This window comes from Sphingomonas albertensis (genome assembly GCF_014358075.1).
Classification (GTDB): Bacteria; Pseudomonadota; Alphaproteobacteria; order Sphingomonadales; family Sphingomonadaceae; genus Sphingomonas; species Sphingomonas albertensis.
Genome location: NZ_JACONT010000001.1, coordinates 88,568 through 115,398, shown reverse-complemented (window position 1 = coordinate 115,398; position 26,831 = coordinate 88,568). Strand labels below are relative to the sequence as shown.

Genomic DNA, 26,831 nt, shown 5'->3' with positions numbered 1-26,831 from the left:
CTTGGCCGGGGGTACCGGGTCGGTGCTTGCCGGCCTGCTCGCCGGGGTGGGCGATGCCGGTGCCGAGCCGGGGACGGACGCACGCCACCGGATCACGGCCAAGCAACCCGCTACCGAATGGTTGCTCGGTCATCCGGTCGGCAACGGGCAGCTGGGTGCGATGATGGGCGGCGGAGTCGCGCGCGACGTGCTGTCGCTCAACCACGATACGCTGTGGAGCGGACAGCCTGCCGCCAAGCCCGATCACGACGGCCGGGAAGCGCTGGCGGCGGTCCGTCGCGCCGTATTCGCGGACGACCCGGTGACCGCCGATAGGATCAGCACGGCGCTCCAAGGACCGTTCAGCGCCAGCTATGCGCCGATGGCCGATCTCGACCTCGAAATGGATCATGTCGGGGCCCCGGAGGCGTATCGCCGCGTGCTCGACCTCGATCGCGCGGTCGCCTCCGTCGCCTATCGCTGTGGCGACGTCACGTTCAGCCGCGACCTGTTCGCCTCACATCCCGACTCGGTGATCGTCCTGCGTCTCACCGCGGATCGTCGGGGGATGATCGATTGCGGCCTCAAGCTGACGAGCAAACTGCGCGCAACCGCAAACGCCGGCGGCAACCGAATCACGCTGGTCGGCAAGGCGCCGGCGCTGAGCGAACCCAATTACCGCGACGTCCCCGACCCCGTGCGCTATTCGGATACGCCCGGCCACGGCATGGCGTTCGCGACGATCCTGTCGGTCGAGACCGAGGGCGGCGAGGTCACCGCGGCGGACGGCGCGCTGCGCATCCGCGGCGCCACCACGGTGCTGATCCGGATCGCCGCCGCCACCGGGTTCCGCCGCTTCGACCTGATGCCGGGCACGCCCGTCGAGACCGTCCGCGCCTCGTCCGAGCGCATCCTCGCAGCGAGCGCGCGGCATGGCTATGCGACGCTGCTCGATCGCCACATTGCCGATCACCAGTCGCTCTATCGCCGTGCCTCGCTCGAACTGCACGGGGCGGCCGACGACCGCGATACGCCACGCGCGGAGCGTCTGTTCCAGCTCGGCCGCTATCTAATGATCGCCAGTTCGCGCGCGCGCACGATGCCCGCGAACCTGCAGGGCGTTTGGAATGCCGAACTGCGCCCGCCCTGGAGTGGCAACTACACCACCAACATCAATCTCCAGATGAACTATTGGCCGGCGGAGAGCTGCAATCTCGCGGACTGCCATCTGCCGCTGATCGATCATATCGAGCGGCTGGCCGTCACCGGTGCGCAGACCGCCCGATCGCTGTACGGCCTGCCCGGCTGGTGCGTGCATCACAACAGCGACCTGTGGGCGATGAGCAATCCGGTCGGTGCAGGCGTCGGCGATCCGAATTGGGCGAACTGGCCGATGGCGGGGCCCTGGCTGGTCAAGCATGTCTGGGAGCATTACTGCTTCAGCGGCGACCGTGCATTCCTCAAGGTACGCGGCTTTCCGCTGATGCGCAGTTGTGCCGAATTCTGCGCGGCGTGGCTCGTCCGCGATCCCCGCAGCGGCCATTTGACCACCGCACCGTCGATCTCGCCCGAGAACCTGTTCCTGACGGCGAGCGGCAAGTCGGCGGCGATCTCGGCCGGCTGCACGATGGACCTCGCGCTGATCCGCGAACTGTTCGCCAACTGCATCGCGGCGATGGCGGTGATCGGCGATGTCGACGGGCTTAGTGCGCGCCTGACGGGATTGCTCGAACAGCTCGAACCCTACCGTGTCGGTCGCTACGGCCAACTCCAGGAATGGTCGACGGACTTTGCCGAGCAGGATCCGGGTCATCGCCACATCTCGCATCTGTATCCGCTGTACCCCGGCGATGCGATCGACCCGGTCCGGACACCGCGACTCGCGCAGGCCGCCCGTGCGTCGATGGCCCGCCGCGAGGCGCATGGCGGCGCCAGCACCGGGTGGAGCCGCGCCTGGGCGACAGCAGTTTGGGCGAGGCTCGGGGACGGGGCACAGGCCGGGCGGTCGCTCTCCGCCTTTATCGTCAACAGCGTCGCGGCCAATCTGCTCGACACCCACCCCGCACAACCGCGCCCGGTATACCAGATCGACGGCAATCTGGGCATCACCGCGGCGATCGCCGAGATGCTGCTGCAAAGCCGCGAGACGGAGATCGCGTTGCTACCCGCGCACCCGCCGCAATGGACCTCGGGCCGCGTCGCAGGACTACGCGCGCGGGGCGGTCACGAGGTCGCGATCAGCTGGAGCGGCCTGCACGTCGATGCGACCGTGATCGCCGGGGGTGAGCGCCTGACGATCCGGATGCCGCCTGGCTTCGAACCGGTGACGGTATCGCACCAGGGCAAGGCCATCCGGCTCGAACGGGACCCGCATGCGATCACGTTCGCGACCACGCCGGGCCGACCCTATCGCATCGCGCTACGCAGGCGTTCCGACGCCGCATGACTCAAGATTTTCGAGGAGCCGCCATGTCGATCATCACTCGCCGCACCATGCTGGCAACGGGGCTCGCCTCGATGGGCACGTCGAGCGCTTGGGCCGGCAAACCCGCATCCGCAGCAGCCCCCGCCCCCTGGGGGGCAACCCCCTCCCCGCGCCAGCTCGCCTGGCATGCGCGCGAGCAATATGCCTTCGTCCACTTCTCGATCAACACCTTCACCGATCGCGAATGGGGCTATGGCGACGAGGATCCCAAGCTGTTCGCGCCGAGCGACTTCTCGGCGGATCAGATCGTCGGCGCGGCCAAGGCGGGCGGCCTGCGCGGTATCGTCCTGACCGCCAAGCATCATGACGGCTTCTGCCTGTGGCCGACAATGCTGACCGAACATTGCGTGCGCAACAGCCCGTTCCGCGACGGCAAGGGCGACATCGTCGGCGAATTCGAACAGGCCGCGCGACGGGCCGGCATGGACTTCGCGATCTATCTGTCGCCCTGGGATCGCAATCACGCGGACTATGGCCGCCCCGCGTATCTCGATTACTACCGCAAGCAGATCGTCGAGCTCTGCACGCGCTATGGCACGCTGTTCGAATTCTGGTTCGATGGCGCCAATGGCGGCGACGGCTATTATGGTGGCGCGCGCGAAACGCGGAAGATCGATTCCGAGACCTATTACGACTGGCCGTCGATCTTCGCGCTGGTCCACCAGCATCAGCCGATGGCTTGCACGTTCGAGCCGCTCGGCTCCGATGCGCGCTGGGTCGGCAACGAGGACGGGGTCGCTGGCGATCCGTGCTGGCCGACTATGGCCAATCACAAGCCGACCCAGGCCGAGGGCAATGCCGGCCTACGCAACGGCCCATTGTGGTGGCCCGCCGAGACCAACACCTCGATCCGGCCGGGCTGGTTCTACCACGCCGACGAGGATTCGAAGGTCAAGGATCCACAGCGGATGCTACGGCTGTTCGACGAATCGATCGCGCGTGGGACCAATTTGATCCTGAATCTGCCGCCCGACCGACGCGGTCGCCTTGCCGATCCGGACGTCGCGGTGCTGCAATCCTTCGGTGCGGCGCAGCGCGCGACGTTCGCGAAGAATCTCGCCGACCGCGGGGTCGCCTCGGCCGATCACGTCCGCGGCCCGGGCTTCGCCGCGCGGAACGTGCTCGACGGCAATCCCAAGAGCTATTGGTCGACGCCCGATGCCATCCACACGCCTAGCCTCGTGCTGGACCTGCCGCCCGGCACCAGCTTCGATCTCGTGCGCATCCGCGAGTTCCTGCCGCTCGGCGTGCGCGTGGACCGGTTTGCGATCGACATCGATACCGGTGCGGGATGGTCGGAAGTCGCACGCGGCGAATGCATTGCCGCGCAGCGCGTCGTCCGCCTGCCTGCGCCCGTGGTCGCACGACGGCTGCGCCTCCGGATCGTCGCTGCCCAGGCATGCCCCGCGATCAGCGAAGTCGCGCTGTTCCGACAGGTCGCCCCGCTTGCCGTTAAACTACCCCAAGCCCGTGCGCGCGACGTGCTGCCGTCCTCCGACCTTTCAATCGTCGCCGCGACTGGGTCTGGCGCCGAGGCCTTGATCGACAATGATCCGGGCAGCGTCTGGCAGGTTCCGGTCGCCGCCGCCTCGGGATCGGCGACGGTCACGATCAAGCTCGCCAAGCGGCAACGACTGGCAGGCTTCATCCTGACCCCCTCCCGCGCCGTGAACACGGACAGCGCGCCACCGAAGCGGTTCGTCGTGGAAACCAGCGTTGACGGTAAAGCGTGGAGCAATGCCGCGTCCGACGAATTCTCGAACATCGCCAACGCGCTATCGCCGCAGCGCATCCTGTTCGCCGCCAAGACCGACGCGAGCTATGTACGGATGACGTTCGTCGGATTGGCGGCGCCGAAAAGTCATATGGCGATCGCCGGTATCGACCTGTTCGGATAGAGACTCGGACTGACGACTTAGTCTCGTCCGCCCTGCACGACCGCGAGGATGTGGCGATCATTCGTCGAAGGCCATCACGATCTGGTGACGGTCAGCATCGCTTCGAGGCCCCCGTCCGGATGATTATCGAGCGACAATATCGCTCCGGTCGCGGCCGCTTGCGCGCGCGCGATGGTCAGGCCGATCCCGGTGCCGTCCGCGCTCGATCGCGACGTATCCGCGCGGACGAACGGATCGAAGGCATGCGCCAGCATCGTCTCCGTCATCCCGGGACCGTGATCGCGGACGGTTATGATCACGACCTTTCCCGCGCGACGCGCCGCGATCTCGGCATTGCCACCATATTTGATAGCATTGTCGATCAGGTTCGCCAGGCAGCGGTTAAGCGAATCGGGACGCGCCCGTACCAGGCTGCCGCAGCCCTGCGTGAAGCAGACGGCATGGCCGAATTCGGCGGCATCGTCGGCAAGGCTCGACAATAGCGAGTCGATATCGACGGAGGACCAATCCTCGCCGCTTTCGCCGCTCCGCGCGAGATCCAGGCCGCGCTTCACCATCGACAGCGTCGCCGACAGATCCGCGACCAGGCGTTCGCGCAAAGCCTCGTCCTCGACCTGTTCGAGACGGAGCCGCAGTCGGGTCAGCGGGGTCTGGAGATCGTGGCTGATCGCCGCGAGGATGCGGGTCCGCTCACGCAGGCCCGCCCGGACCCGCTCCTGCATGAGATTGAAGGTGGCGAGCGCCGCGCGAACGTCGCTCGGCCCCCGTTCCGTCACCGGCTCCGCGTCGATCGACCGGGCGAACGCCTCGGCCGCGGCGGACAAGCGCCGTAGCGGCGCCGTCGCGACGCGTGCGACGATCAACGAGAGGATGAACGCCGCAGTGAAGACCAGCAACAGGAACCGCCAGTCCGTCGTCCAGCTGGGTGGCGCGGGCAGGTGAGGCAAAGCCAACGCGATCGCGACCGGACGTCCCTGCACGCGCACCGCCAGAAGCCAGCAATCCGGCGCCAGAGGTGCATCGAACCCCGCCGCCCGAGGCCGCGTCCAGAACGGGTCGCCGCCCAGACAGGTTATGCCGGGCACGCGGGCGATCGTCGGCCGTGACGCCGGCGTCGCCCGCATGGCCAGCTTCCGGGTCATCTCGTCGTCGGGCGTTGCGGTCGGGATCGACGCGCCTTGCAGCAGTTGCGCACCGATCAGACGGCCATCGCGCAGGTTCGCGATCATGCCGTCCGGGGCGTGGTTCAGTCGCTTGATCACATCGAGCGCGCTGGCCACCACGCGCTCTTCGCGACCGCGGTCGTATTCCGCCTGCCGGCCTCGCTCGGCGATCAGGATCGACGCGACCAAGGCGATCACCACACCCGTAGCGAGCGTCAACGCCATCCGCCCGGTCAGCGTGCCGAAGAACCGCACGCCGCGCGCGAGCCACGGCGTCATGCGAAGGTCACGGTTGCAGCCAGCATATAGCCTTGGCCGCGAACGGTGAGGATCAAGTCCTCGCCGTCGGGGCTGAGTTTCTGGCGCAACCGGCTGATCTGGTTGTCGATCGTCCGATCGTGCGCGGCGGTCGCGGCCCGTGCCGGTATCAGCGCCTCGCGAGACAGCGGACGACCGACCGACTGGACGAGGCGGGACAGCATGTCGAACTCGGCGGTGGACAGCATCACCACGCTGTCGCCCGGCGCCAGCAAACGGCGCTTGATCAGGTCGAGCCGCCATCGCCCGAACGCGGCGAAGCGGACCGGAGCGCCCGTACCTGTCTCGCGCGCGCCACGCCTGAGCAGGTTGCGGATTCGGACGGTCAGCTCGCGCGGTTCGAACGGCTTGGTGAGATAGTCGTCGGCGCCCAGTTCCAGCCCCAGCACCCGGTCGATCGCGCTGTCGCGGGCGGTGACCATGATGATCGCGCCGGCATAGCCCTCGCTCCGCAGTTCGCGACACAGGGTCAGTCCGTCGCCGTCGGGCAAACCGAGATCCAGCACGATCAGATCGACGATGCCTGCCGCGAGCGTCGCGCGGATACCGGACACGTCGCCCGCCGCGCTGAGCGCATAGCCCTCCCGCATCAACTGCGCGGTCACGAGATCGCGGATGTCGGCGTCGTCGTCGGCGATCAGGAGATGAGGGCGGTCGACAGCAGTCCCAGTCGCAATCTCAGTCATCATGGTCCCAGATGTTCGGGCCGCAGGTCGCGGACGCGGCAGGAGCATAGGTCAGCGCCCGGCGGATGCACAGCACGGCAAGCCGCCAATGCGCGTCCTGCGCTACGCCGGAATGCGCGGCGAGAGATTGCGCCGTCTCGTCCCACGACCGGTTCGACCAATAGCGAAACTCTTCGTCGGCCGTTTTGTCCGGAGGGTTTCGGTTCGTCACAGCGAATCGTCCGAACCGATCGCCTCGTACAGCGTCACGCGGTTGGTCAGGTCGGTCAGGTCGGCGGCGATCGCGGTCTGACGAGCCGAATACAGCGTCCGCTGCGCCACGAGCGCGGTGAGGAAGCTGTCGGTGCCTTCACGGTACCGCGCCTCACTGATCGAATAGCTTTTCTGCGCGGCGGCGACGAGATCCACCTGGGCCCGTCGCTGGCGCAGGATCGTACCACGTCGGGCAAGCCCGTCGGCAACATCGCGATAGGCCGTTTGCGCAGCCTTGCGATAGGTCGCGAGGTAATAGTCCACTTGCGCCCTCGCATAATCGAGGTTGCCGCGATTGGTGCCGCCGAGGATCGGTATGCTAGCCGATGGGGTCGCCGACCACGTCGATCCCGAGAACAGGCTGGTCAACGCGGTGCTGGCGAGCCCCAGCATACTGGTCAGCGAGATGGTCGGGAAGAACGCCGCGCGTGCCGCACCGACATTGGCGTTCGCCGACTTCAGCTGGTGCTCGGCCTCGACCACGTCAGGCCGATCGAGCAACACCGTCGACGAAAGGCCGGCGGGGACGTTGGCGATTCCTGCATCGAGCGCGCCGAGACTGGTCGGCAACAACGCGTCCTCGACCGGCCCGCCGACGAGCAGCTCGAGCGCGTTGCGGTCCTGCGCGACCTGCGTCGTGTTCTGCGCCACGTCGGCCTGCGCCTGCGCCAGCAACGTACGTGCATCGGCAACGTCAGCGCCGCTCACCAGCCCCGTGTCGTGCAGATCCTCGTTCAGCCGCACCGTCCGCTCGCTGCTAAGCACCTGATCCTGCGACACCTGGAGCAGGTCGCGATCGGCGGCGAGCGTCAGATACGCGGTCGCGGTTTCCGATACGACGGTGAACCGCGTCGAGCGCGCGCCGCTGGCAGTGCTCAGATAGGTTTCGAATGCGGCTTTCGAGAGGTTCTTCTGCCGCCCGAACAGGTCGATCACGAACCCACTGACGCCGACATCACCGGTGAAGAGGGTCGTGGACCCCGACGACGCGGTGCCGCCGCCGGTGACGGCGCGCGTGATCGTCGCTCCCGCATCGGCCGACAGTGTCGGAAACTGCTCGGAGCGCTGCACGTGATATTGCGCGCGCGCCGACGCGACATTGGCGACCGCCGCGGCGAGATCCTGGTTATGCGCGAGCGCTTGCTCGATCACCGTGCGCAGCTTGGCATCGACGACCAGCGACCGCCACGGCATCCCAGCCGAGGTCGAGGCGGCTGTCGAGGCGTAGGAAGCCCCCGATGGCCATCGCGACGGCACCGACTCCGCGACCGAGCGGACGTAATGGGGCGCGAGGTTGCAGCCGGTGAGCGCGCTCGCCCCCAGCAACAGCATCGCGCTACGCAACGAGATCATGCCGCTTCCTTTCGCCCGTGGAACAGCCGCGCGATGACGACGAAGAACATCGGCACGTAGAAGATCGCAAGCACGGTGGCGGTCAGCATGCCGCCGATCACCGCCGTGCCGATCGCGATCCGGCTGTTGGCCCCCGCCCCGGTGGCGACCGCGAGCGGGAACACGCCGAACACGAAGGCGAGGCTGGTCATCAGGATCGGCCGCAACCGGGTCCGCGCCGCCTCCAGCGCGGCATCGACGACGTCCTTGCCCGCACGCCGCGCCTCCTCGGCGAATTCGACGATCAGGATCGCGTTCTTGGCGGCGAGACCGATCGTGGTGATCAACCCGACCTGGAAATAGATGTCGTTGTCGAGCCCGCGTATCGTCACCGCCAGCACTGCGCCGACGATCCCGAGCGGCAGCACGAGCAACACCGCGATCGGCACCGACCAGCTTTCATACAGCGCGGCGAGGCAGAGGAAGACGATCAGGATCGACACGCCGTAGAGCGTCGTCCCCTGCCCGCTCGCCTGATTTTCCTGAAACGAGAGCCCCGCCCAAGCATAGCCGGTACCCGGTGCCACCTGCTGCTGCAGCTTGACCATCTCCGCCATCGCATCGCCCGAACTCGCGCCGTCCGCGGGCTCGCCCTGGATTTCGTAGGAAGACCGCCCGTTGAAGCGCGAGACGCTGTTCGGCCCCTTCTCCCAGGACAAAGTCGCGATCGCCGAGAACGGCACCATCGTTCCGCTCGCGTTGCGCACGAACCAGCCATCGAGGTCGCCCGGCAGCATCCGGAACGGCGCATCCGCCTGCATGTACACGCGCTTCACCCGACCGCGGTCGACGAAGTCGTTGACGTAGACGCCGCCCCACGCGCTCGACAGCGCATTGGTCACATCCGCTTCGGTGAGCCCCAGCACCGCGAGCTTGGCATCGTCGAGCGACACGCGCAGCTGCGGCGTATCGGGCAAGGTCGAGGCACGGACGCGGGCCAGCTTGGCATCCTTGTTCGCCGCCGCGATCAGCTTGTCGCGCAGCCCCACGAACGCATCGCGGCTCAACCCGCTGGTGTTGGTCAGTTCGAACGTGAAGCCGTTCGATTGGCCCAGACCGGATATCGCGGGCGGCGTGAGCGGTATGATGGTCGCATCGCGGATCGATCCGAACGCCTGCATCGCGCGCCCGTTGATCGCCGTCGCGCTCTGGCTCGCCTGTTTGCGTTCGTCGAACGGCGCCAGGCTGGCGAAAGCCATGCCGGCATTCTGCCCCGAACCGCTGAAGCCGAAACCGTTGATGGTGAAGGCGTCCGCGATCGTCGCCTTTTCGGAGGTCGAGAACCAGTTCTGGATCCGATTGCCGACCGCCTCGGTCCGCTCGTTGGTCGCGCCGGCCGGCAGCGTATACATCACCATGATCTGCCCCTGATCCTCGCTCGGCAGAAAGCTCGTGGGCAAGCGGACGAACAGCAAACCGAGGACGACGGTGATGCCGCCGACGATCGCCAGATGCAGCCAGCGCCGGCCGATGACCGACCGCGTACCATTCACGTATCGCCGCGTGGAGCGATCGAACCAGCGGTTGAACTTTCCGAATGCGCCGCGGCGCTCCAGCGGATCGACGTGCGTGGGCTTCAGCAGCGTCGCGGTCAGCGCAGGACTCAGGACAAGCGCAACCAGCACCGACAGCAGCATCGCCGAGACGATCGTGATCGAGAATTGCCGATAGATGACCCCGGTCGAGCCACCGAAGAACGCCATCGGCAGGAACACCGCGGACAAGACCAGCGCGATGCCGACCAGCGCGGACCCGATCTCGCCCATCGAGCGGTTCGTCGCGTCCTTGGGCGACAGGCCCTCGTCCGCCATCACCCGCTCGACATTCTCCACGACGACGATCGCGTCGTCGACTAGCAGGCCGATCGCCAGCACCATCGCGAACAGCGTCAGCGTGTTGATCGAATAGCCGAACACCGCGAGCACGCCGAACGTGCCGAGCAACACCACCGGCACCGCGATCGCCGGGATCAGCGTCGCGCGCCAGCTCTGGAGAAAGGCGAACATGACGACCACCACTAGGACGATCGCGATCGCCAGCGTCTCGATGACCTCCTCGATCGACAGCTTGACGAACGCGGTGGTGTCGCGCGGATAGGCGATCGTGTAGCCAGCGGGCAGACGGGTCGAGAGTTCGGCCACGCGCGCCTTGACCGCCGCTGCGGTTTGCAGGGCATCGGCGCCCGTCGCCAACTGGATCGCCATGCCCGACGCGGGATGCCCGTTCAGCTTGGCGGAGGCCGTGTAGCTCTCCTGCCCCAGCTCGACGCGCGCGACATCTGCCAGCCGCACCACCGAGCCGTCGGTATTGGTCTTGACCACGATCTGGCGAAACTGATCGGGGGTCGACAGCCGCGACTTGGCGCGGACGGTGGCGTTCAGCATCTGCCCTTTCACCGCGGGCAGCGCACCGATCTGCCCCGCCGAGACATCGACATTCTGCGCGGTGATTGCCGACTGGACGTCCGACGGCATCAGCTGGACGGCGGCGAGCTTGGTCGGGTCAAGCCAGATCCGCATGGCATATTCCGCGCCGAACACCTGGCTCTGGCCGACGCCGCTGACGCGCGCGATATCATCCTGGAAATTGCTGACCAGATAGTCGGCGACGTCGCTGCCGGTCGCCTTGTCGGTCTTGTCGTACAGCGCGACGATCAGCAGGAAGTCGCTGTTCGACTTGGTCACGGTGACGCCCTGCGCCGTGACCGCGGACGGCAGCCGCGCGGTGGCCTGCTGAACCTTGTTCTGGACCTGGACCTGCGCGATGTCGGGATCGGTCCCCTTGACGAAGGTGACGGTGATCGACGCCGATCCCGACGAGTCCGAGCTCGACTGGAAATATTGCAGGCCGTCGATCCCGGTCAGCTGCTGCTCGATCACCTGAGTCACGCTGGTCTCGAGCGTCTCGGCCGACGCGCCGGGATACGTCGCATTGATCGATATCGTCGGTGGCGCGACGTCGGGATATTGCGCGATCGGCAGCGACCGCAAGCCGACGACCCCGCCGAGCATGATGACGATCGCGATCACCCACGCGAAGATGGGGCGTTCGACGAAGAAGCGGCTGATACCCATCTCAGTTAGTGATCCCGGGGTTGGTGGTGCCGGCGGCGGTGGTGCCAGCGGCGACGGTCACGGCCTTCACGGTCGCCCCGGGCTGCGCCTTGTCGGTGCCCTGGACGATCAGCCGGTCGCCGGTCCTGAGCCCCGCGGTGATCAGCCACTGCGCCCCGACTGCCTGCCCGGTGGTGACCTGGCGCAGCGCAACCTTGTTGTCCGCGCCGACGACCAGTGCGGTGGCATTACCCTTTGCATCGCGGGTGATCCCCTGCTGCGGCGCGAGGATACCGTTGCGGACGATCGTCTGCGGCACGGTCAGCCGGACGAACATGCCCGGCAGCAGGATACCCTGCGGGTTCGGAAAGCGAGCCCGCAGCGTCACCGTGCCGGTGGTCGTGTCGACGCTGACCTCGCCGAACTGGATCGTCCCGGCCTGCGGATAGACGCGCCCATTCTCGAGCACGAGGCGGACGGTCGTGCTGGCCGGCAGTACATCGCCGCTGGCGAGGCTTTCGCGCAGGTCGAGCAGCGCAGTGCTCGATTGCTGGATATCGACATAGATCGGATCGAGCTGCGAGATCGTCGCCAGTGCGGAGGTCTGCGCGGCGGACACCAGCGCGCCTACGGTAAAGGCCGACCGACCGATCCGTCCCGAGATCGGCGCATACACCCGCGTGAAGCCGAGGTTGACGTTCGCGGTCCGCAGGCTCGCGCGATATTGCGCGATGCTCGCCTTGGCCTCGCGGTCGGCGGCGACCGCGTCGTCGACATCCTGCCGCGCGACCGCATCGGCGGTCTGGAGCCGATTGTAGCGCGCCACCTTCGCCTGCGCGGTGGCCGCCGATGCCTGCGCACTCGCCAGCTGCGCGGCGGTCTGGTCGCGGGTCGCGCGATAGAGGCGTGGATCGATCTGGTAGAGCGGCTGCCCGGCACGGACCGTCGTACCCTCGGTGAACAGCCTGGCCTTGATGATCCCGTCGACCTGGGGCCGGACATCGGCCACCGCGGTCGCGGTGATGCGGCCGGTCAGCTCGGTCGTGGTGGTGACGGGTTGCGCGGTCAGCGTCACGACGCCGACCTCGACCGGCCCCTGGCGAGGGGGACCGCCTTTTTCCGCACCGCCACAGGCAGCGAGCGAAAAAGTCAGCAGCAGCGGTAGCGCGCGGCGCGTCGTCATAAATAGCATGATGATGCCGTTTCAGTGGTTGCGATGGAGGCGCTTGCAGCGCGCGATCGGATCGGCGCTGCCGGCCATGCTCGCCATGCGAAGGGCGGTAAGGCGGCATCGGCTCGCTGGAGTGGTCGGAGCGCGCGCCTCGGCGGTGTGCCGCTGGGCAGATGCCGCCATGACGGCGGCGATTTCAAAAGCTAGCATATCGACCGAACCCTCATAGTGGTCCGGTCCGGTAGCCGACGCGGCTCTCGCCAAACATGTACGCGGGGTAAGATGATGTAAGCGTTTGTATCAGGCCGCCGATCTCGACGAGCCGCACGGTTAAACCGGTGCGATGCTCAATGCGACGACTTTACTCGCGCACTCCGTTTGATGAATTGTCGTACCCTATCTGCGGTCGTGTGCGCGGCACTATGATGAGCCGTCTCTGTTTTCGACACGGTCGGCCGGAACCTATGGTAGGCAGCGCGCAATTGGATCGTCTCGAGGCGCCAAACACGCATTGTCGATTGCCTTGGACACTGGGACTTCAGCCATTCGTTCACGCCGTTGACCAATCGCTCGTTCGACAAAACCCTCAACGTTCCCGCGGGATCGGGTACGTCAGATGCGTGGTTTTGCGGTCGGGAAGGCGCTCCATAAGCCAATCGAGCCGTGCTTCCGGGTCTCTGGCGAACGCAGAGTCATCTGCCAGTTTCACCGTGAACGCGGTTCTGACGGTATCGTCCGACGCCAGCAGCGCCTCGGCGAGTGGCGCGCGGACGAAGTCTTCCGCGCCTGGTGGAGACGAGAGCATCTCCGGGAAAAAGCCCCAGGCTAGCAGGGAGTCCGGAGCTTCAGGTTCCAGCAACGCGGCGGCGAGCAGGCCGAGCGGCTGGTCGGATGGGACGCGGACCGTACCTGCCGGGAGCGTCTCGGTCACGGGGACGTGCTCGAACGATGCCTTCAGCGGCAGCCGCCCGTCCTGCGCGCGTTGCACCACCGCATCGCGCAGGTGGACGCGGTCGAGCGTCAGCGTCCGCGGGGCCGTGATCGGATCGAACCTGATACCGTGGAGGCGGAGGCGATAGAGTATCTCGGTTTGTTCCGCCGGCACCCACCAGGCGGTCGGCAAAGTCACCGTCTCGACCGGGTCCTGCCCAATGATCGGCATGCGGAAGGTGATCGGCTTGCCCGTCCAGCGCTGTTCCATCTGTCCGCTCGCCGGCGAACGATAGGTGTCGAAGCCGATGCCCTTGAACCGCTCGATCCAGCCGATCGGCATCGCCGCCGGCTTCCAGCGCGCGAGCATGGTGGCGGGCCGGCTGGTACGGTCGGCCGCCTTCGCCGCGGCGATCCGGTCCCGGTCGGCCGCGGCCAGTTTCAACGCCGCTTCGAGCAGGACATAGGTGCCGAGCACGCGCTGCCGATAGGGTTTGAGCATGTGGTTCTCGACCAGCACCGTCGGCACGCCGATGAAGTCGCCATAGCCGGTCGAATAGCGCGGGCCCTCGGGCGCCTGGCGGATCCCCTTGGCGGGATCGCGCGTGTCGATCGGGCTCGGGTAGAGCGTCGGTATATGCCCGGCGCGCTCCAGTGCCGTAGTCACCGTCGGGCCGAACCGCGCCGTCAGCCAGTCGGCCGTGGCGCGGTGATAGGCGTAGCGCCCCCAGCCGGCATAAGTGAAGGTGATGTCGTACTGCATGTCGAAGCCGTCGCTGACATGGCAATCGACATAGAGGATCGGATCGAGCCGCCGCAGCAACGCGATCATCGCGCGCGTCTCCGGCGCGTCGGCCTTGGCATAGTCGCGGTTCAGGTTGATGCCGCGCGCGGTGGCGACATTGCCCTTTTCCGACGGGCCCCGCAGCGCCGGGAAGTTCCAGCGGCTCATCGCCTCGTGTCCGTCGATATTGTAGATCGGCACGAACACCAGATCGACCGAGTCGAGCAGGCTGTCCTTGCCCCTGAGCGCGATGTCGCGGAGGAGCATCAGCCCTGCGTCCTTGCCGTCGATCTCGCCGGAGTGGATGCCCGCCTGGATCAGGACGACGGGTTTCCCCGCGCCACCCTTGCTGGCGCGGACCATGAGCATGTCGCGCCCCTGCGCGGTGCGGCGGAACGTCTCGATCCGGATCAGCGGCGACGCGGCGGCGAGCCGTTCCAGCCAGGCGCGCGTCTCCGCATAACGTGGTGTCGTCGCGAAGTTCGCGCGTTCGGCGGGAGTGATCCACGGATCGTTCGCGGCGACGATCACGCGCTCGCTCGCGCCGGACCAAGGCTGCACCGGTGGCAGGATCGCAGCCGGCAGCCCAGGTAGCGGTGTGGGCGTTTGCGCCGAGGACGCTGCGGGCAGGGCGATGATAGCGAGTGAGATAAGACGCATGGGGATCATTACTCAGAAGCTGGCGCGCAGGCCGATCGTGGCTGTGCGCGGGATGCCCGGCTGCACCCAGACGGGCGAATAGCTGTTGGCGTACCAATGGTCGTCGAACAGGTTGGCGATCGAGCCGAACAGCTGCACCCCGTCGATCAGGTCGGCCTGGCCGAACACGCGGAACAGCGTGTGCGACGACAGCGTGAAGTCGGTCCCGGTTTCGCCGTTGCGCGCGCCGACATGCTGGACGCCGGCCCCGATCAGCATGTCACGCGACCCCGCCTTGAAGCGCTTGGCCGCCTGCAGGTTGAGATTGTGCTTGGGGATGTTGATCAGCGGATCGCCCGGCTCGATCTGGAACGAGAAGTTCGGGTCGAGCACGCGAGAGCGCGCCTCGGCATCGGTATAGGCGTAGCTCAGAAGCAGCTCGATCCCGCCGGGCAGACGGCCGTTGAGATCGGCCTCGATCCCGCGGCTGCGCGCCTTGCCGATCGCGATCGAGAAACCGGGATTAGCGGTATCGGTGGCCAGCACGTTGGATTTCTCAAGCTGATAGGCCGCCAGCGTGCCTGTCAGCCGGCCACCCAGCGCGGTCAGCTTCACCCCGGCCTCGATCGACTTGCTGGTTTCGGGCTCGAAGACGTTGCCGTTCGCGTCCGCGCCGATATTGGCGCGGTAGCCCTCGCCATACGCCGCATAGATCGAGAGCGTCGTGCTGAGTTCATAGACGATCCCGACCTGCGGGCTGAAGCGGCTCCGCTTGCGCCGGCCCAGCATGTTGGTCAGACGGTTGTCGACGCGGAGCAGAAAGTCGTCGTAGCGGCCGCCGACACGGACCTGCAACCGATCGGTCAGGCTGATCTGGTCCTGCACATAGGCGCCCATCGTGCGCTGCACGTCGAGCCTGTTGGTGATCGGCGCGGTGGCGAGCACCGGATAGCGGCCATAGACCGGGTTCTGCAGATCGAGCACATAGCCCGCCTGATCGGTCGTGGTCGCGCTCACCACCGGCCCGCGATAGCGCGTGAACAGCTGGTCGGTATCGAAATAGTCGAAATCCCCGCCCATCAGGACACGGTGGCGCAACGACCCCGTGGCGAAATCACCCGCCAGTTCGGCGCGCAGCACGCTGTGCTCGGAGGTGTACTGGCGGGTGCGCCGCTGCCGCGACAGCGATCGGCCGTCGATATAGAGCTTCTGGCGCGATCGCAGCGTTTCCGCGTCCGACGATGCGCCGGTCAGCCGCGTATCGCGGTGGCTGGCGCCAACCGACAGCGACCATCTGTCGCTGAAGTCGTGCTGGAGACGCAACTGGTGCCCGGTGGCACGCGCGACGGTGTCGCCGTCGCTCGGTTCGCCCAGGAACCGCGAGCGGGGCACCGTGCTGAAATCGTTGTTCAGCACGGCGATACCACGGTCAAACGGCACCTCGACGCGCGTCCATTCGAAATCATAGGTGACGCGCGTTGCATCGCCCAGCTTCAGGCCGATCGACGGGAGGAAGCCCCAGCGTTTCTGCTCCACCGTGTCGCGGAACGTGTCGCCGCTCTCGGCATAGCCGATCAGCCGCGCCGACAGCGTGTCGGTCAGTGCTAGGTTCGCATCGCCCTCGGCACGAACGGTGTCGAAGCTGCGATATTGCAGCGATGCGGTACCGAACGTCCGGCCTAGCTCCGCCTGTTTGGTCACCAGGTTGATCGAGCCGCCGGGTTCGCCACGGCCCAGCACGGCGGCGGCCGGCCCCTTCAGCACCTCGACACGCTCGATCCCAGCCACGTCGCGCTGCCCGCTGAACCCACGTCCAGCGTTGAACCCGTTGACCAGATAGCCGCTCGGCAGATTCTCGTCGCCGGCAAAGCCGCGCACCGCAAAACTGTCCCACAGCCCGCCCAGCGTGTTCTGCCGCACCACCGAGGCGTTCAGGTCGAGCGCGTCGGTAAGGCGTGTGATGGCATTTTCGGCAATAACCGTGTCGTCGATCGTCGTGATCGCCTGCGGGATCTCGCGTAGCGTGAAGTTGCCGCGATACGGCTGCCGCACCCCGGTCACCGTGATTTCCTCGCGTTCGCTTTCGGTTCGGCCCCGTTCGGACCGACTTTCCTCGTCCGACTGCGCAACAGCAGGGGCGTAAGACAAGGCAATGGCAAGCGGAATGGCACCGGCCATCGAGGCCGCACGCATGGACAGACGCAAGACAATATCCCCTTCGGCAATTCGGATCGGGAGCGCTGCGACGCTCCGAACTGGCTCGCCTATGAAGGTAATGATGTAACATCGTCAATGATATCTTGTTACACAGGCGTCGACCGGGCATTGAGCGACGATGTTCATTGCCGAGGATTTGATACGCCCGATGACCGAACCGATCCTGATCGACGATCTGACGTTCGCGTACGATACGCATGACGTCCTCAACGGACTGTCGCTGCGCGTACCGGTGGGCAGCATTACCGCGTTGCTGGGTGGCAATGGTGCCGGCAAGTCGACGACCCTATCGACATTGCTCGGATTCACGCGGGCACGATCGGGGACGGTCGAGGTTTGCGGGATGAATCCGGCGACCGATCCCGACGCCGTGCGACGGCGGATCGCGTATCTGCCGGAGAACGTCGCGCTCTACGAGCATCTGACGGCGGTCGAGAACGCCGACTATCTGCTCGCGCTTTCCGGCGAGCGCCAGGGGCATGATGCCATCGCCGCGGCGCTTGCTGCGGCCGGTTTGCAGGATCAGGCGTGGCACCAGCGGCTCGGCGGCTTCTCCAAGGGGATGCGGCAGAAGGTCGCGATCGCGGTGGCGCTGCTGCGGCGGGTGCCGGTGCTGCTGCTCGACGAGCCGACATCGGGACTCGATCCGCGCGCGACCGCCGACTTCTCGCAGCTTCTCTTGCAGGTCCGGGAACGGGGCACCGCCATATTGATGGTGACGCACGACCTTCTCTCCACCGCCGACATTGCCGACCGCATCGCCTTTCTGGAAGCGGGACGCGTCGCACACGAAGTGCGGGCGGACGGCCCCGAGCGGTTCGACGTTCGCGCGCTGCACGCCCGTTTCCAGCTCGGCGGCGATCGGTTGGCGGCATGAGCGCGGTCGGACTGATCGCGCGCGACGAAATTCGCCTGATGACTCGCAACCGCGTCGCCATCATTGCCTTCGTCCTAGTCGTGCTGCTGACATTGGTCGCGGTTGCGAGTTCCTGGGCGCATCAGCGCGGGATCGCCGAGCTGCGCGCGCGTCAGGCCGAGGCGGCAGAGACGGCGTTCAAGGCGCAGCCCGACCGACACCCCCACCGTGTCGTTCACTACGGCACATTCATCTTCCGCCCACTGGGGCCGCTGGCCGCGTTCGATCCCGGCGTCGATGCATTCACGGGCAACAGCATGTTCCTGGAGGGACATCGCCAGAACAGCGCCAATTTCGGCGATGTGCGGCAAAGCTCGCTGCTGGTGCGCTTCGGCCAGTTGACGCCCGCCTTCGTTCTGCAGGTGGTTGCGCCGTTGCTGCTGATCTTCCTGGGCTATGGCGCGCTGGCGCGGGAGACCGAACGCGGCACGGTGCGCGTCCTGATGCTGCAAGGCGCCGCCCGCGGGCAGATCGTTCGCGGGAAGCTGCTGGCGCTGGGTGCGGCGGCGCTGCTCGCCGGGCTGCCGGCGATGATCGGCCTGGTCGCGATCGCCGGCCAGCCCGGCGCGTTGGTCTGGCCCATGCTGGTGATCGCGCTAGGCCATATCGGCTATCTGGCGTTGTGGACGGTGCTGATCCTGCTCGTATCGGCGTCGGTCCGCCGCAGCCGCGATGCGCTCCTCGCGCTGGTCGCTGTGTGGGCGGTCGCGGTGGTGCTGTTGCCCCGTGTCGCACCCGATCTCGCCAGCGCCGCGGTTCCCCTGACCAACCGGCTGCAGACCGAAGTCGCGGTCGCGCGCGACCTGCGGACGATGGGAGACAGCCACAATCCCGACGATCCCCATTTCGCGCAGTTCAAGCAGGCGCTGCTCGCGCGCTACGGCGTTGCGAAAGTCGAGCATCTGCCGATCAACTACAAGGGTGCGGTCGGCATTGAGGGCGAGCGGCTGACCTCGGCGGTCTATGGCCGCTATGCGACCGCGAACCACGCGGCGCAGGCGCGACAGAATAGCTTGGTCGACGCTATGGGATTGCTGAGCCCGGCCATCGCTTTGCGGTCCTTGTCGATGGCCGCCGCGGGCACCGACCTTATCGGGCACCAGCGGTTCCTGGAGCAGGCCGAGGCCTATCGCTATGCGCTCGTACAACGACTGAACCGGATGCAGATGGAGGACGTCAGCTATGCCGACGACGGCGCGACCGATGCCGGCGCGGACCGGCGCAAGCGCGTCGCCGCGCGCAATTGGCAGACCATGCCGAACTTCCGGTTCGTCGCGCCCGACGGTCGTACGCTCGCCGCCGCCGCGCTGCCCGGCCTCGCCGTGGTGTTCGCCTGGCTGGCAGGGGCGCTTGTCCTGCTCATGGTCGCGTCGCGCCGACTGGGAGCACGATGATGGGCCTGTTCCGCTATGAACTGCGACTGCTGTTCCGCCAGCGCCTGACGGTCTGCGCGCTGGCCCTGCTCGCGCTGCTGACCGCGGCGGCGCTCGCCGCGGGAACCGGCGAGATCGTCCGCCAGCGCGCCGCCATCGCTGCCATCCCAGCGGCACAAGCCGAGGATATCAGGGCGATCGCCGACTATGTCGTTCGTACCAAGGACGCGGGAAGTGCCGCCTATTACAGCTTCCATCCGACCTGGGATGCGCCCGCACCGCTCGCCTTCGCCGCGCTCGGCATGCGCGACGTGGCGCCGTACATCCTGCGGGTCCGCGCGCTGGGGCTGGAGGCGCAGATCTACGACGGCGACACCTTCAATCCCGAACTCGCACTGCCCGGCCGGTTCGATTTCGCCTTCGTGCTGGTATTCCTCGCGCCGCTGTTCGTGATCGCGCTGTTTCACGATCTCCGCTCGGCCGAGCGTGAGGCGGGGCGGCAGCGGATGCTCGATGCGTTGCCGAACGGGGGGCGTGCGCTGTGGCGCCGCCGGACGCTGCTTCGCTTCCTGCTGACATGGAGTGCGCTCGGCATACCCTTCGGTATCGCCGCGGCATTCGCGGGGGTCGGCGTCGCATCGATCCTGATCGTCCTTGCCGTGGTCGCCGCCTATCTGCTGTTCTGGATCGCACTCGCCGCGCTGATCGGCCGGCTGCGCTGGAGTTCGGTCGCGAACGCGGCGGCGCTGGCGGCGGCATGGCTCGTGCTGGTGCTGATCGTCCCGACCTTGTGCAACGTGGCGATCAACGCCGCGATCCCCGTCAACCAGGGCGCGGAGATCGCGATGGCGCAGCGTGAAGCGGTCAACGGCGCGTGGGACGTGCCCCGCGAAGCCACCATGCGGCGCTTCTACGCCCGCCATCCCGAATGGGCGGATTCGGCGCCGCTCGGTCCCGAATTTCACTATAAATGGTATCTGGCCTTCCACGAGAATGGTGACGAAAGCGTCGCCCCCGCGGTCCGCGCCTATCGCCAGGGCCTGGAAGCGCGCGATGCCGCGGGCCGTGCGCTCGGCTGGGTGCTGCCTTCGGTGGGCGTGCAGGCGCTGCTGACCCGGATCGCGCATACCGACCTGACGGCGCAACTGGCCTATCAGGACCGTATCCGCGCGTTCCACCATCGTCTCCGCACCTTCTACTACGGCTATCTCTTCCGCGACCGACCGTTCGGCAAAATTGATTTCGACCGCGCCCCCCGCTTCGACGATCGAGATCGTGGCTGACGGCAAAGGCGCGGTCCGCGGCATGGCCCTCCATCAGGAACCGCCGCCGACGGCGGCGGCTCTCGATCTTAATGGTGTGCTCCGCACCGGTCGCTGACCGCGTGCCCCCGCGATCTACGCGAAGTGCGATGCGGCAATGAGGCATGACGACAAGGGCTGACCGGGGCGCCGATTCTGGCTACCACAGGTCGGGCTACCAGACGTGCATACCATTGTGTTGTCGGGGTGATTGTCGGGCGAACGACGCCAAGGAGCTCGCATTGGAGAACCGGTTGGAACACGATGCCTGGTGGCAGACCTATCTGGACCAATGGACGGCGCTGCCGTTTCATGACCTGATCGCGGCAGTCGCGATCCTGAGCACGGCGTTGCTGCTGGGGATCGTCGCGGCGCGCCTTGCCTGTCGGTATCTCCTGCCCGCTTTGGCGCCGCGACATGCCGACGTGATTGCGCCGCGACTGATGGCGATCACCCGCGCCGGCGTGACGGCGCTGGTCCTGACTGCGTTTCTCGGCGTCCGTGGGCTGAACCCCGGCGCGGATCTTCTCCTTGCTGCGGGTCTCGGCATCGCCGTTGCCGTCCTGGCCTATGAATTCGGCCGCGCGCTTGGCCTGCAAAGCCGACCCGCATCGCTGATCGCGGCCACCTTGTTCCTAATCGTGCTGGCAAGTCGGCTGGGCGGCATGACCCCGTTGATCGCAGGACTGGACCGCGCCAGCATGGGGGTCGGCACCCGCCGCATCTCGCTGCTCGACATCGTCAACGCGGTCGGCTTGTCGCTCCTGCTGTTTCTCGCCGCGCGCGCGCTGCTCGGCCTGATCCTGCGCGGGATCGGACAGGCCCGGCTGCTCGATGCGGCGCAACGCGTGCTGTTCCAGAAACTCGCCCAGATCGCGGTCGTCACCGTCGCGATCTTCGTCGGCATCGACCTGCTCGGCATCGATCTCACCGCGCTGGCCGTGTTCTCGGGAGCGTTCGGTCTGGCGATCGGTTTCGGCCTGCAGAAGACGCTCGGCAATCTGATCGCGGGGCTCATCCTGCTACTCGACCGATCGATCAAGCCCGGCGACGTCATCGCGGTCGGCGATACCTTCGGCTGGGTCAACAAGATCGGCGTTCGCGCAGTCTCGGTGCTGACCCGTGACGGCAAGGAGCATCTGATCCCGAACGAACGGCTGATGACCGACGAAGTCGAGAACTGGTCCTTCTCGAGCCGGGACGTCAGGGTTCATGTCGGATTTCGGGTATCGTTCGATTGCGACCTGCGGCTGGCGCAACGGCTCGCCGTCGAGGCCGCGTCGGTCTCGCCTCGCGTGCTCACCGAACCCGCGCCCGTTTGCTGGATCAAGGAATTCGGCGACAACGGCGTCGAGTTCGATCTGCGGATCTGGATCGACAGCCCCGAGGCCGGGGTCGGCAATGTCACGAGCGACGTGTTCTTTCGCATCTGGGACCTGTTCAAGGAACACGGCGTCACTATCCCGGTGCCCCAGCGCGATCTGCGCTTTCACTCGCCGCCGGGCGGGGAAATGGCCCCCAAAGCGGAACCGCACCGATAATCGCGGAATTTCCGCGGCTCTTACGGCGGCTCAGCCTGCTCGACCACCACAGCTCGGCAAGGCCTCCGCGCTACCCATGCGAGACCGAGCGCGAGCGGGCCAACTTACCCTGTAGGTTACCCGAAACCCGTCATGATCCGACAATCGAGGGCTGCCCGCCGAGCCATCGAAGACCGCCTCGACGCGGATCGGAGTCACGGTGACCGTGGAACCGCTTTCGAAGAGCTGGAGATCCTGGGTGTCCATCCATGGCTCGTCGCCATCCCATGATATGCGCGTATCGCAGGGCAGCGGGTTGGCGGTGCACCATTCCTGCACGATCTCGAACGGCTCCGTCACGTTCCGAAACCGTTCGAACCGGATCGCCGAGTCCTTCATGTTGAAGTCGCCGCCGAGGATCGTCGGCACGTTCTGGTCGCCCACCACGGAAATGAAGGCGCCGAGTTCGTCGACCTGAAGGCGGTGCGCGCGCGCGTGGCGCCGGGGCGACACGCGCGACGAGCGCTGTGAATTCAGATGGGTATTGAAGAGGTTGATCGCACCGGGCACGCCCGGGATCGCCACCCGCGCATAGAGAACGCCCTTGTTGCCGAGGCAGTCCAGGCCCGCGCACCGGCGACGTCCGAACGGTTCGGAGCGGGTCTCGACGATCGGGTAGCGGCTCAGGATGGCAAGGCCCGAACCGACCATGTGCAAGCCGAGCTCGCCCTTCTTCCACCGATACGGTCCCCCCATGCGATCAGCGCCCGGCAGGCTCTTGCGCTGGGTGCGTGACGGCCCGAAAACCATGTTGGGATAGCCGATGCCCGTGACCGCCCGGACCGCAGCCTTGCTGAACATCTCCTGCACCATGACGATGTCCGGCGCATCGCCCTGGGCCTCCATCTGCCGAAGCGCTGCCGTGATCCGCGCCAGCGCCGGACCACGCTTCGCTCGCGCCGGCCATCCCAGACCTTCGATATTGAATGTCAGGACGTCGAAGGTCGTGCTGGCGCGGGCGCCATCCGCCGAGAGCGACATTTGTGCAGCCGATGCGGTCGACGGGGGCAGGCATGTCTGCATGAGCGGTGGTGGCAAGGTCGTACACGCCGACGAGCACGCCAGCAGGCCGATCGCTGCGAGGTATCGCATCCGGATATGAGAGATGGAACGACCCAGCACGTATGCTTAACGGTCGGCACCGGATTTCGGTTGCCACGGACCGTTCGCGCGAGACGCTAGATTGGCGCCTGGTTCTGGGATCGATCTCGTCGGCGTCGCGCCTGCGGTCGGCAACGCGGTCTATCGTGTGCACGGTAAGTGCATTCGCAGCCTCCCGATCACCTTGGACCGGATGTTGAATACCATCGGGCTCGCCTGAACCGTGCCCGCGACCGATTGATGCCACCATGATGAGCCCAGCTCATCGCTGCATCAACGACGCGGCAAATTGTTCGCGCGAATCCGGCGGCTTATAGTGCGGATCCGCCGTGCAACCCCGTTGCGGCCGCCAGCGCTCGAACGAAGCCATGTGCCTGCGCATGGATCGTCCGGGCACTCCCGAACCGACAGAAGGACGCGCCGACATGGCCACCCTCGTTGCCACTCCAGCGACCAGACTCGAGACGGCGGAAGGCGATGCCACGCCGCCACGCTGGGGCGCCGTGTACGCGATGGCGCTGTGCAGCTTCGTGCTCGTCGCTTCCGAATTCCTGCCGGTCAGCCTCCTCAGCCCGATCGCGAAGACATTGCGTCTGACCGAGGGGCAGGCCGGGCAGGCGATCGCGATCTCGGGTGTGTTCGCGGTCGTCACGAGCCTTTCGTTCTCGGTACTGCTCGGAAGGATCGACCGCCGCCGCGTCGTGCTCGCGCTGATCGCCATACTGATCGTCTCGGGCATCATGGTCGCGTTTGCGCCGAGCTACCTGGTGTTCATGACGGGGCGCGCGCTGCTCGGTGTCGCGATCGGCGGGTTCTGGTCGATGTCGGCGGCGATCGCGATCCGGCTGGTGCCCGAGGATTTGGTCGGCAAGGCGCTGGCGATCATCAGCGGCGGAACCGCGCTGGCGACCGCGCTCGCCGCGCCGCTCGGGAGTTTTCTTGGCAGCCTGATCGGCTGGCGCCGCGCGTTCCTCTGCGTGGTGCCGGTCGCGGTCGGGGCACTCGTCTGGCAGGCGATCGTACTACCCAAGCTCCCCGTCGCCGAACGTCAGTCGGCGCGTGCAATGCTCGAGTTGCTGCGCAGCAGGGCGGTTCTGCTCGGACTGTTTGCGGTCGCCATGCTGTTCGTCGGGCAATTCGCGCTGTTCACGTATCTGCGGCCGTTCCTCGAACAGGTCACGCACGTCAGCGTGGTCATGCTCTCGGTCATGCTGCTTACCGTCGGCGCGTCCGGCTTCATCGGGACCGTCGTGATCGGTCGGCTCGTCGTCAAGCGCCTCTTCGTCACGCTCTGGATGCTCCCGGCGGCGATGGCAGCAGTCGCGATCGGCCTCGCCCTGTTCGGCGGGTCGGCGATCGCGACGGCCGGGTTGCTCGCGATATGGGGCTTTGCCGGAACCGCGGCGCCGGTCGGCTGGTGGACCTGGCTCGCCCGGACCCTGCCCGAAGACGCCGAAGCGGGCGGCGGCCTGATGGTCGCGGTGGTCCAGTTGGCGATCACGCTCGGCGCGACCGTCGGCGGCGTGGTGTACGACACCGCCGGCGCCGTGCCCGAGTTTCTCACCAGCGCCGCACTGCTAGGCGTGGCGGCGATCGCAGCGCTCACCGTTGCACGACACGACCGCACCATTGCCGCCCGCCGATGAGCGATCCTCACTGCTCCATTGAGCCACGACACCGACACGAAAGTCGCAGCGCCGCGTTGGTATCCACTCAACAGACGCTCACCTGGGTCCAAGCCCCGCAAGCATGCCGGCCGGGCGCGAGCTGGTCGGGAAGGAAATTGAGTTTCATGTCGGAAGTCCCCGAACTCGAAGTGTCGCGCCGTGGACTGCTCGCCGGCAGCGCCGCGGTCGCGAACGCAGTCTACAACGCGACCGGCGTGCGCATCCGCGACTACGCCCGCTAACGTTCGACATGCCTCTCGACCGCCTGCCCGACATCGCCTGACGCGAGGATGCGCCGGGCCGAACATCCAAGGATGTACGATCATGGAACTGAAACGCGCAGGATCGCAGCCATCGCAAAAGAGCTCCGCCGACTGGTTTACCGGGACGGTCCGCCTCGATCCGCTCAACACCGCGAAGGAGCCCGCGCGCCACTGCTGCGCAGCGTTGACGTTCGAACCCGGAGCACGGACCAACTGGCACACCCATCCGCTCGGCGAGACGCTGATCGTCACGGCCGGCTGCGGCTGGACCCAGTGCGAGGGCGAGGCGATCGTCGAGATCCGCGCCGGCGACGTGATCTGGTGCCCGGCCGCCCACAAGCACTGGCACGGCGCCACGTCGACCACGGCGATGACGCATATCGCGATCCAAGAAGCGCTGGACGGTAGCCCGGTCGACTGGCTGGAGCCGGTGACCGATGCGCAGTATCTGGGCTTGGCCGCGTAGGGCCCTGAGGATACACAGCCGCACATGGTCACCAGCCGGTCCGATCTTGCCGACTTCGGTTATTTCCTGGCGATCGCGAAGCACCGCAGTTTCCGCGTCGCCGGGCTGGAACTCGGCGTCAGTGCGTCGGCGCTGAGCCATGCGCTGAAGGGGCTCGAGGGTCGGCTCGGCGTGCGGTTGCTCAACCGGACCAATCGTAGCATAACGCTGACGGCGGCGGGCAAAGACCTGCGCGACGCCATCACGCAGCCCTTCTCGGCGATCGACCAGGCGGTCGAGGATCTCAACCGCTACCGCGATGCGCCGACAGGTCGCATCCGGCTGAACGTGGTCGTCGATGCGGCGACGCTCCTGCTCAGCCGGGTCCTGCCGGAATTCACCGATCGCTATCCGGACATCGTCCTGGATATCGTCGCCACCGACCGCATGGTCGATATCGTCGGTGATGGCTTCGACGCGGGCATCCGCCACGGCGGCACCGTGCCCGAGGACATGGTGGCGCAGCGTATCTCGGGCGATATCCCCTGGGCGGTCGCAGGCTCGCCCGCCTATCTCGACCGGTTCGGTGAGCCGCAGCATCCTGACGACCTCCAGCGGCATCGCTGTCTCGGCATCCGGCTAGGCGACGACCGGATCTACCGATGGGATTTCGAAGGCCCGGACGGCGAGTTCGCGGTGAGCGTCCCTAGCAAGATCTATGTCAACGAAGGCCGGGCGATGCTCGGACTAGCACTCGGCGGAGCGGGTCTGATGTATGGTCCAGAGCCACTGTTCGCCCCCTATTGCGCGCGCGGAGAACTGCACACCGTGCTGTGCGAGTGGGCGACGACCGGCCCCGGTTACTACGTCTATTATTCAAGCCGCCGACAAGTCCCCGCCGGTCTGCGCCTGCTGATCGACCTGATCCGCGAACGGCATCCGTTGGGTCTTTAACGGGAATGAGACCGTATGCGGCGCAGCGATAACCCCCGGTCCGACATTCCCGGTCGCTGGCACCACCGTGGCAGCGCCATGCTACCACCTGAACGTACCGGACGCCGACATGCTTCCTGGCATGACCGGTTCGGCCGGCTGCACGCTCGCTTCCGCTGACGACGACGCGCTGCCGTAGAGGCGGGCCGGCTTTTCCTGGGTCCGAGCGGGCTTGACGCACCAACTGTAGCAGTTCGGTAAAACACCGTGTTGACGTTTATCGAA

General features: G+C 66.7%; 19 protein-coding genes. 10 read left to right on the top strand and 9 right to left on the bottom strand.

All coding sequences use genetic code 11. The annotated features are described in order from the left end of the window. Position 1 precedes the first annotated feature (1 nt). Both H8S47_RS00520 and H8S47_RS00515 read left to right on the top strand, forming a co-directional pair. The gene (locus H8S47_RS00520; RefSeq protein ID WP_235982515.1) at positions 2 to 2,425 is read left to right on the top strand and encodes a glycoside hydrolase family 95 protein; all 2,424 of its coding nucleotides are present in this window, start codon (positions 2 to 4) and stop codon (positions 2,423 to 2,425) included. Between the two features lie 23 nt (positions 2,426 to 2,448). Next, positions 2,449 to 4,362, top strand: coding sequence for an alpha-L-fucosidase (locus H8S47_RS00515; RefSeq protein ID WP_187501973.1), 1,914 nt, complete (start codon positions 2,449 to 2,451; stop codon positions 4,360 to 4,362). A gap of 74 nt (positions 4,363 to 4,436) precedes the next feature. On the opposite strand, the gene H8S47_RS00510 is transcribed toward H8S47_RS00515, so the two are convergent. The 8 genes from H8S47_RS00510 to H8S47_RS00475 all read right to left on the bottom strand — a co-directional run bounded on the left by H8S47_RS00510 (position 4,437) and on the right by H8S47_RS00475 (position 16,943). Next, entirely contained in the window at positions 4,437 to 5,804 is a 1,368-nt protein-coding gene (locus H8S47_RS00510) for an ATP-binding protein (RefSeq protein WP_187501972.1), read from the bottom strand. After that, on the bottom strand, positions 5,801 to 6,529 hold the full coding sequence (locus H8S47_RS00505) for a response regulator (RefSeq protein ID WP_187501971.1): 729 nt from the start codon (positions 6,527 to 6,529) through the stop codon (positions 5,801 to 5,803). Before H8S47_RS00505 ends, H8S47_RS00510 begins: the two co-directional genes overlap by 4 nt. Beyond that, positions 6,522 to 6,740, bottom strand: a complete 219-nt coding sequence (locus tag H8S47_RS00500; RefSeq protein ID WP_187501970.1) for a hypothetical protein — start codon at positions 6,738 to 6,740, stop codon at positions 6,522 to 6,524. The genes H8S47_RS00505 and H8S47_RS00500 overlap by 8 nt, the downstream gene beginning before the upstream one ends. Continuing rightward, on the bottom strand, positions 6,737 to 8,134 hold the full coding sequence (locus tag H8S47_RS00495; RefSeq protein ID WP_187501969.1) for an efflux transporter outer membrane subunit: 1,398 nt from the start codon (positions 8,132 to 8,134) through the stop codon (positions 6,737 to 6,739). The genes H8S47_RS00500 and H8S47_RS00495 overlap by 4 nt, the downstream gene beginning before the upstream one ends. Beyond that, complete coding sequence (locus tag H8S47_RS00490) at positions 8,131 to 11,247, bottom strand: efflux RND transporter permease subunit (protein WP_214654858.1); 3,117 nt, start codon at positions 11,245 to 11,247, stop codon at positions 8,131 to 8,133. Before H8S47_RS00490 ends, H8S47_RS00495 begins: the two co-directional genes overlap by 4 nt. Before the next feature lies 1 nt (position 11,248). Then, positions 11,249 to 12,409: an efflux RND transporter periplasmic adaptor subunit gene (locus tag H8S47_RS00485; RefSeq protein ID WP_235982514.1), complete on the bottom strand. Its 1,161-nt coding sequence runs from the start codon at positions 12,407 to 12,409 to the stop codon at positions 11,249 to 11,251. 574 nt (positions 12,410 to 12,983) lie between these two features. Then, a complete protein-coding gene (locus tag H8S47_RS00480) occupies positions 12,984 to 14,771 on the bottom strand; it encodes a M14 family metallopeptidase (protein ID WP_398456935.1) in 1,788 nt (595 codons plus the stop codon). A 12-nt stretch (positions 14,772 to 14,783) separates the two neighbouring features. Beyond that, entirely contained in the window at positions 14,784 to 16,943 is a 2,160-nt protein-coding gene (locus H8S47_RS00475) for a TonB-dependent siderophore receptor (protein WP_187502119.1), read from the bottom strand. A gap of 172 nt (positions 16,944 to 17,115) precedes the next feature. Here H8S47_RS00475 and H8S47_RS00470 point away from each other — a divergent pair, with 172 nt between their 5' ends. From H8S47_RS00470 to H8S47_RS00455, 4 genes are all read left to right on the top strand, one after another. Then, complete coding sequence (locus H8S47_RS00470) at positions 17,116 to 17,844, top strand: ABC transporter ATP-binding protein (RefSeq protein ID WP_187501966.1); 729 nt, start codon at positions 17,116 to 17,118, stop codon at positions 17,842 to 17,844. Beyond that, complete coding sequence (locus tag H8S47_RS00465; RefSeq protein ID WP_187501965.1) at positions 17,841 to 19,277, top strand: ABC transporter permease; 1,437 nt, start codon at positions 17,841 to 17,843, stop codon at positions 19,275 to 19,277. Before H8S47_RS00470 ends, H8S47_RS00465 begins: the two co-directional genes overlap by 4 nt. Beyond that, positions 19,277 to 20,539 (top strand): DUF3526 domain-containing protein, encoded by a 1,263-nt coding sequence (locus H8S47_RS00460; RefSeq protein ID WP_187501964.1) that lies wholly within the window; start codon positions 19,277 to 19,279, stop codon positions 20,537 to 20,539. The genes H8S47_RS00465 and H8S47_RS00460 overlap by 1 nt, the downstream gene beginning before the upstream one ends. Positions 20,540 to 20,799: 260 nt before the next feature. Continuing rightward, positions 20,800 to 22,098 (top strand): mechanosensitive ion channel family protein, encoded by a 1,299-nt coding sequence (locus H8S47_RS00455; RefSeq protein WP_187501963.1) that lies wholly within the window; start codon positions 20,800 to 20,802, stop codon positions 22,096 to 22,098. 30 nt (positions 22,099 to 22,128) lie between these two features. Here H8S47_RS00455 and H8S47_RS00450 read toward each other — a convergent pair whose 3' ends face one another. Further along, complete coding sequence (locus tag H8S47_RS00450; protein WP_235982513.1) at positions 22,129 to 23,118, bottom strand: endonuclease/exonuclease/phosphatase family protein; 990 nt, start codon at positions 23,116 to 23,118, stop codon at positions 22,129 to 22,131. Positions 23,119 to 23,320: 202 nt separating this feature from the next. Between H8S47_RS00450 and H8S47_RS00445 the strand changes: the two genes are divergently transcribed. The 4 genes from H8S47_RS00445 to H8S47_RS00430 all read left to right on the top strand — a co-directional run bounded on the left by H8S47_RS00445 (position 23,321) and on the right by H8S47_RS00430 (position 26,567). Next, a complete protein-coding gene (locus H8S47_RS00445; protein ID WP_187501961.1) occupies positions 23,321 to 23,458 on the top strand; it encodes a hypothetical protein in 138 nt (45 codons plus the stop codon). A gap of 205 nt (positions 23,459 to 23,663) precedes the next feature. Beyond that, positions 23,664 to 24,884, top strand: a complete 1,221-nt coding sequence (locus H8S47_RS00440; protein WP_187501960.1) for an MFS transporter — start codon at positions 23,664 to 23,666, stop codon at positions 24,882 to 24,884. A gap of 345 nt (positions 24,885 to 25,229) precedes the next feature. Continuing rightward, a complete protein-coding gene (locus H8S47_RS00435) occupies positions 25,230 to 25,634 on the top strand; it encodes a (R)-mandelonitrile lyase (protein ID WP_187501959.1) in 405 nt (134 codons plus the stop codon). 24 nt (positions 25,635 to 25,658) lie between these two features. Further along, positions 25,659 to 26,567 carry a LysR family transcriptional regulator gene (locus H8S47_RS00430; protein WP_187501958.1) on the top strand — a complete coding sequence of 303 codons (909 nt, stop codon included), beginning with the start codon at positions 25,659 to 25,661 and terminating at the stop codon, positions 26,565 to 26,567. Positions 26,568 to 26,831: the final 264 nt, after the last annotated feature.

Bases quoted from the DNA above. Each gene is read 5' to 3' on its own strand.
- H8S47_RS00460 (WP_187501964.1), top strand. From the start codon at position 19,277: ATGGGCCTGTTCCGCTATGAACTGCGACTGCTGTTCCGCCAGCGCCTG.
- H8S47_RS00515 (WP_187501973.1), top strand. From the start codon at position 2,449: ATGTCGATCATCACTCGCCGCACCATGCTGGCAACGGGGCTCGCCTCG.
- H8S47_RS00485 (WP_235982514.1), bottom strand. From the start codon at position 12,409: ATGACGACGCGCCGCGCGCTACCGCTGCTGCTGACTTTTTCGCTCGCT.
- H8S47_RS00465 (WP_187501965.1), top strand. From the start codon at position 17,841: ATGAGCGCGGTCGGACTGATCGCGCGCGACGAAATTCGCCTGATGACT.
- H8S47_RS00470 (WP_187501966.1), top strand. From the start codon at position 17,116: ATGACCGAACCGATCCTGATCGACGATCTGACGTTCGCGTACGATACG.
- H8S47_RS00505 (WP_187501971.1), bottom strand. From the start codon at position 6,529: ATGACTGAGATTGCGACTGGGACTGCTGTCGACCGCCCTCATCTCCTG.
- H8S47_RS00440 (WP_187501960.1), top strand. From the start codon at position 23,664: ATGGCCACCCTCGTTGCCACTCCAGCGACCAGACTCGAGACGGCGGAA.
- H8S47_RS00490 (WP_214654858.1), bottom strand. From the start codon at position 11,247: ATGGGTATCAGCCGCTTCTTCGTCGAACGCCCCATCTTCGCGTGGGTG.
- H8S47_RS00435 (WP_187501959.1), top strand. From the start codon at position 25,230: ATGGAACTGAAACGCGCAGGATCGCAGCCATCGCAAAAGAGCTCCGCC.
- H8S47_RS00430 (WP_187501958.1), top strand. From the start codon at position 25,659: ATGGTCACCAGCCGGTCCGATCTTGCCGACTTCGGTTATTTCCTGGCG.
- H8S47_RS00480 (WP_398456935.1), bottom strand. From the start codon at position 14,771: ATGCGTCTTATCTCACTCGCTATCATCGCCCTGCCCGCAGCGTCCTCG.
- H8S47_RS00450 (WP_235982513.1), bottom strand. From the start codon at position 23,118: ATGTCGCTCTCGGCGGATGGCGCCCGCGCCAGCACGACCTTCGACGTC.
- H8S47_RS00495 (WP_187501969.1), bottom strand. From the start codon at position 8,134: ATGATCTCGTTGCGTAGCGCGATGCTGTTGCTGGGGGCGAGCGCGCTC.
- H8S47_RS00475 (WP_187502119.1), bottom strand. From the start codon at position 16,943: ATGCGTGCGGCCTCGATGGCCGGTGCCATTCCGCTTGCCATTGCCTTG.
- H8S47_RS00510 (WP_187501972.1), bottom strand. From the start codon at position 5,804: ATGACGCCGTGGCTCGCGCGCGGCGTGCGGTTCTTCGGCACGCTGACC.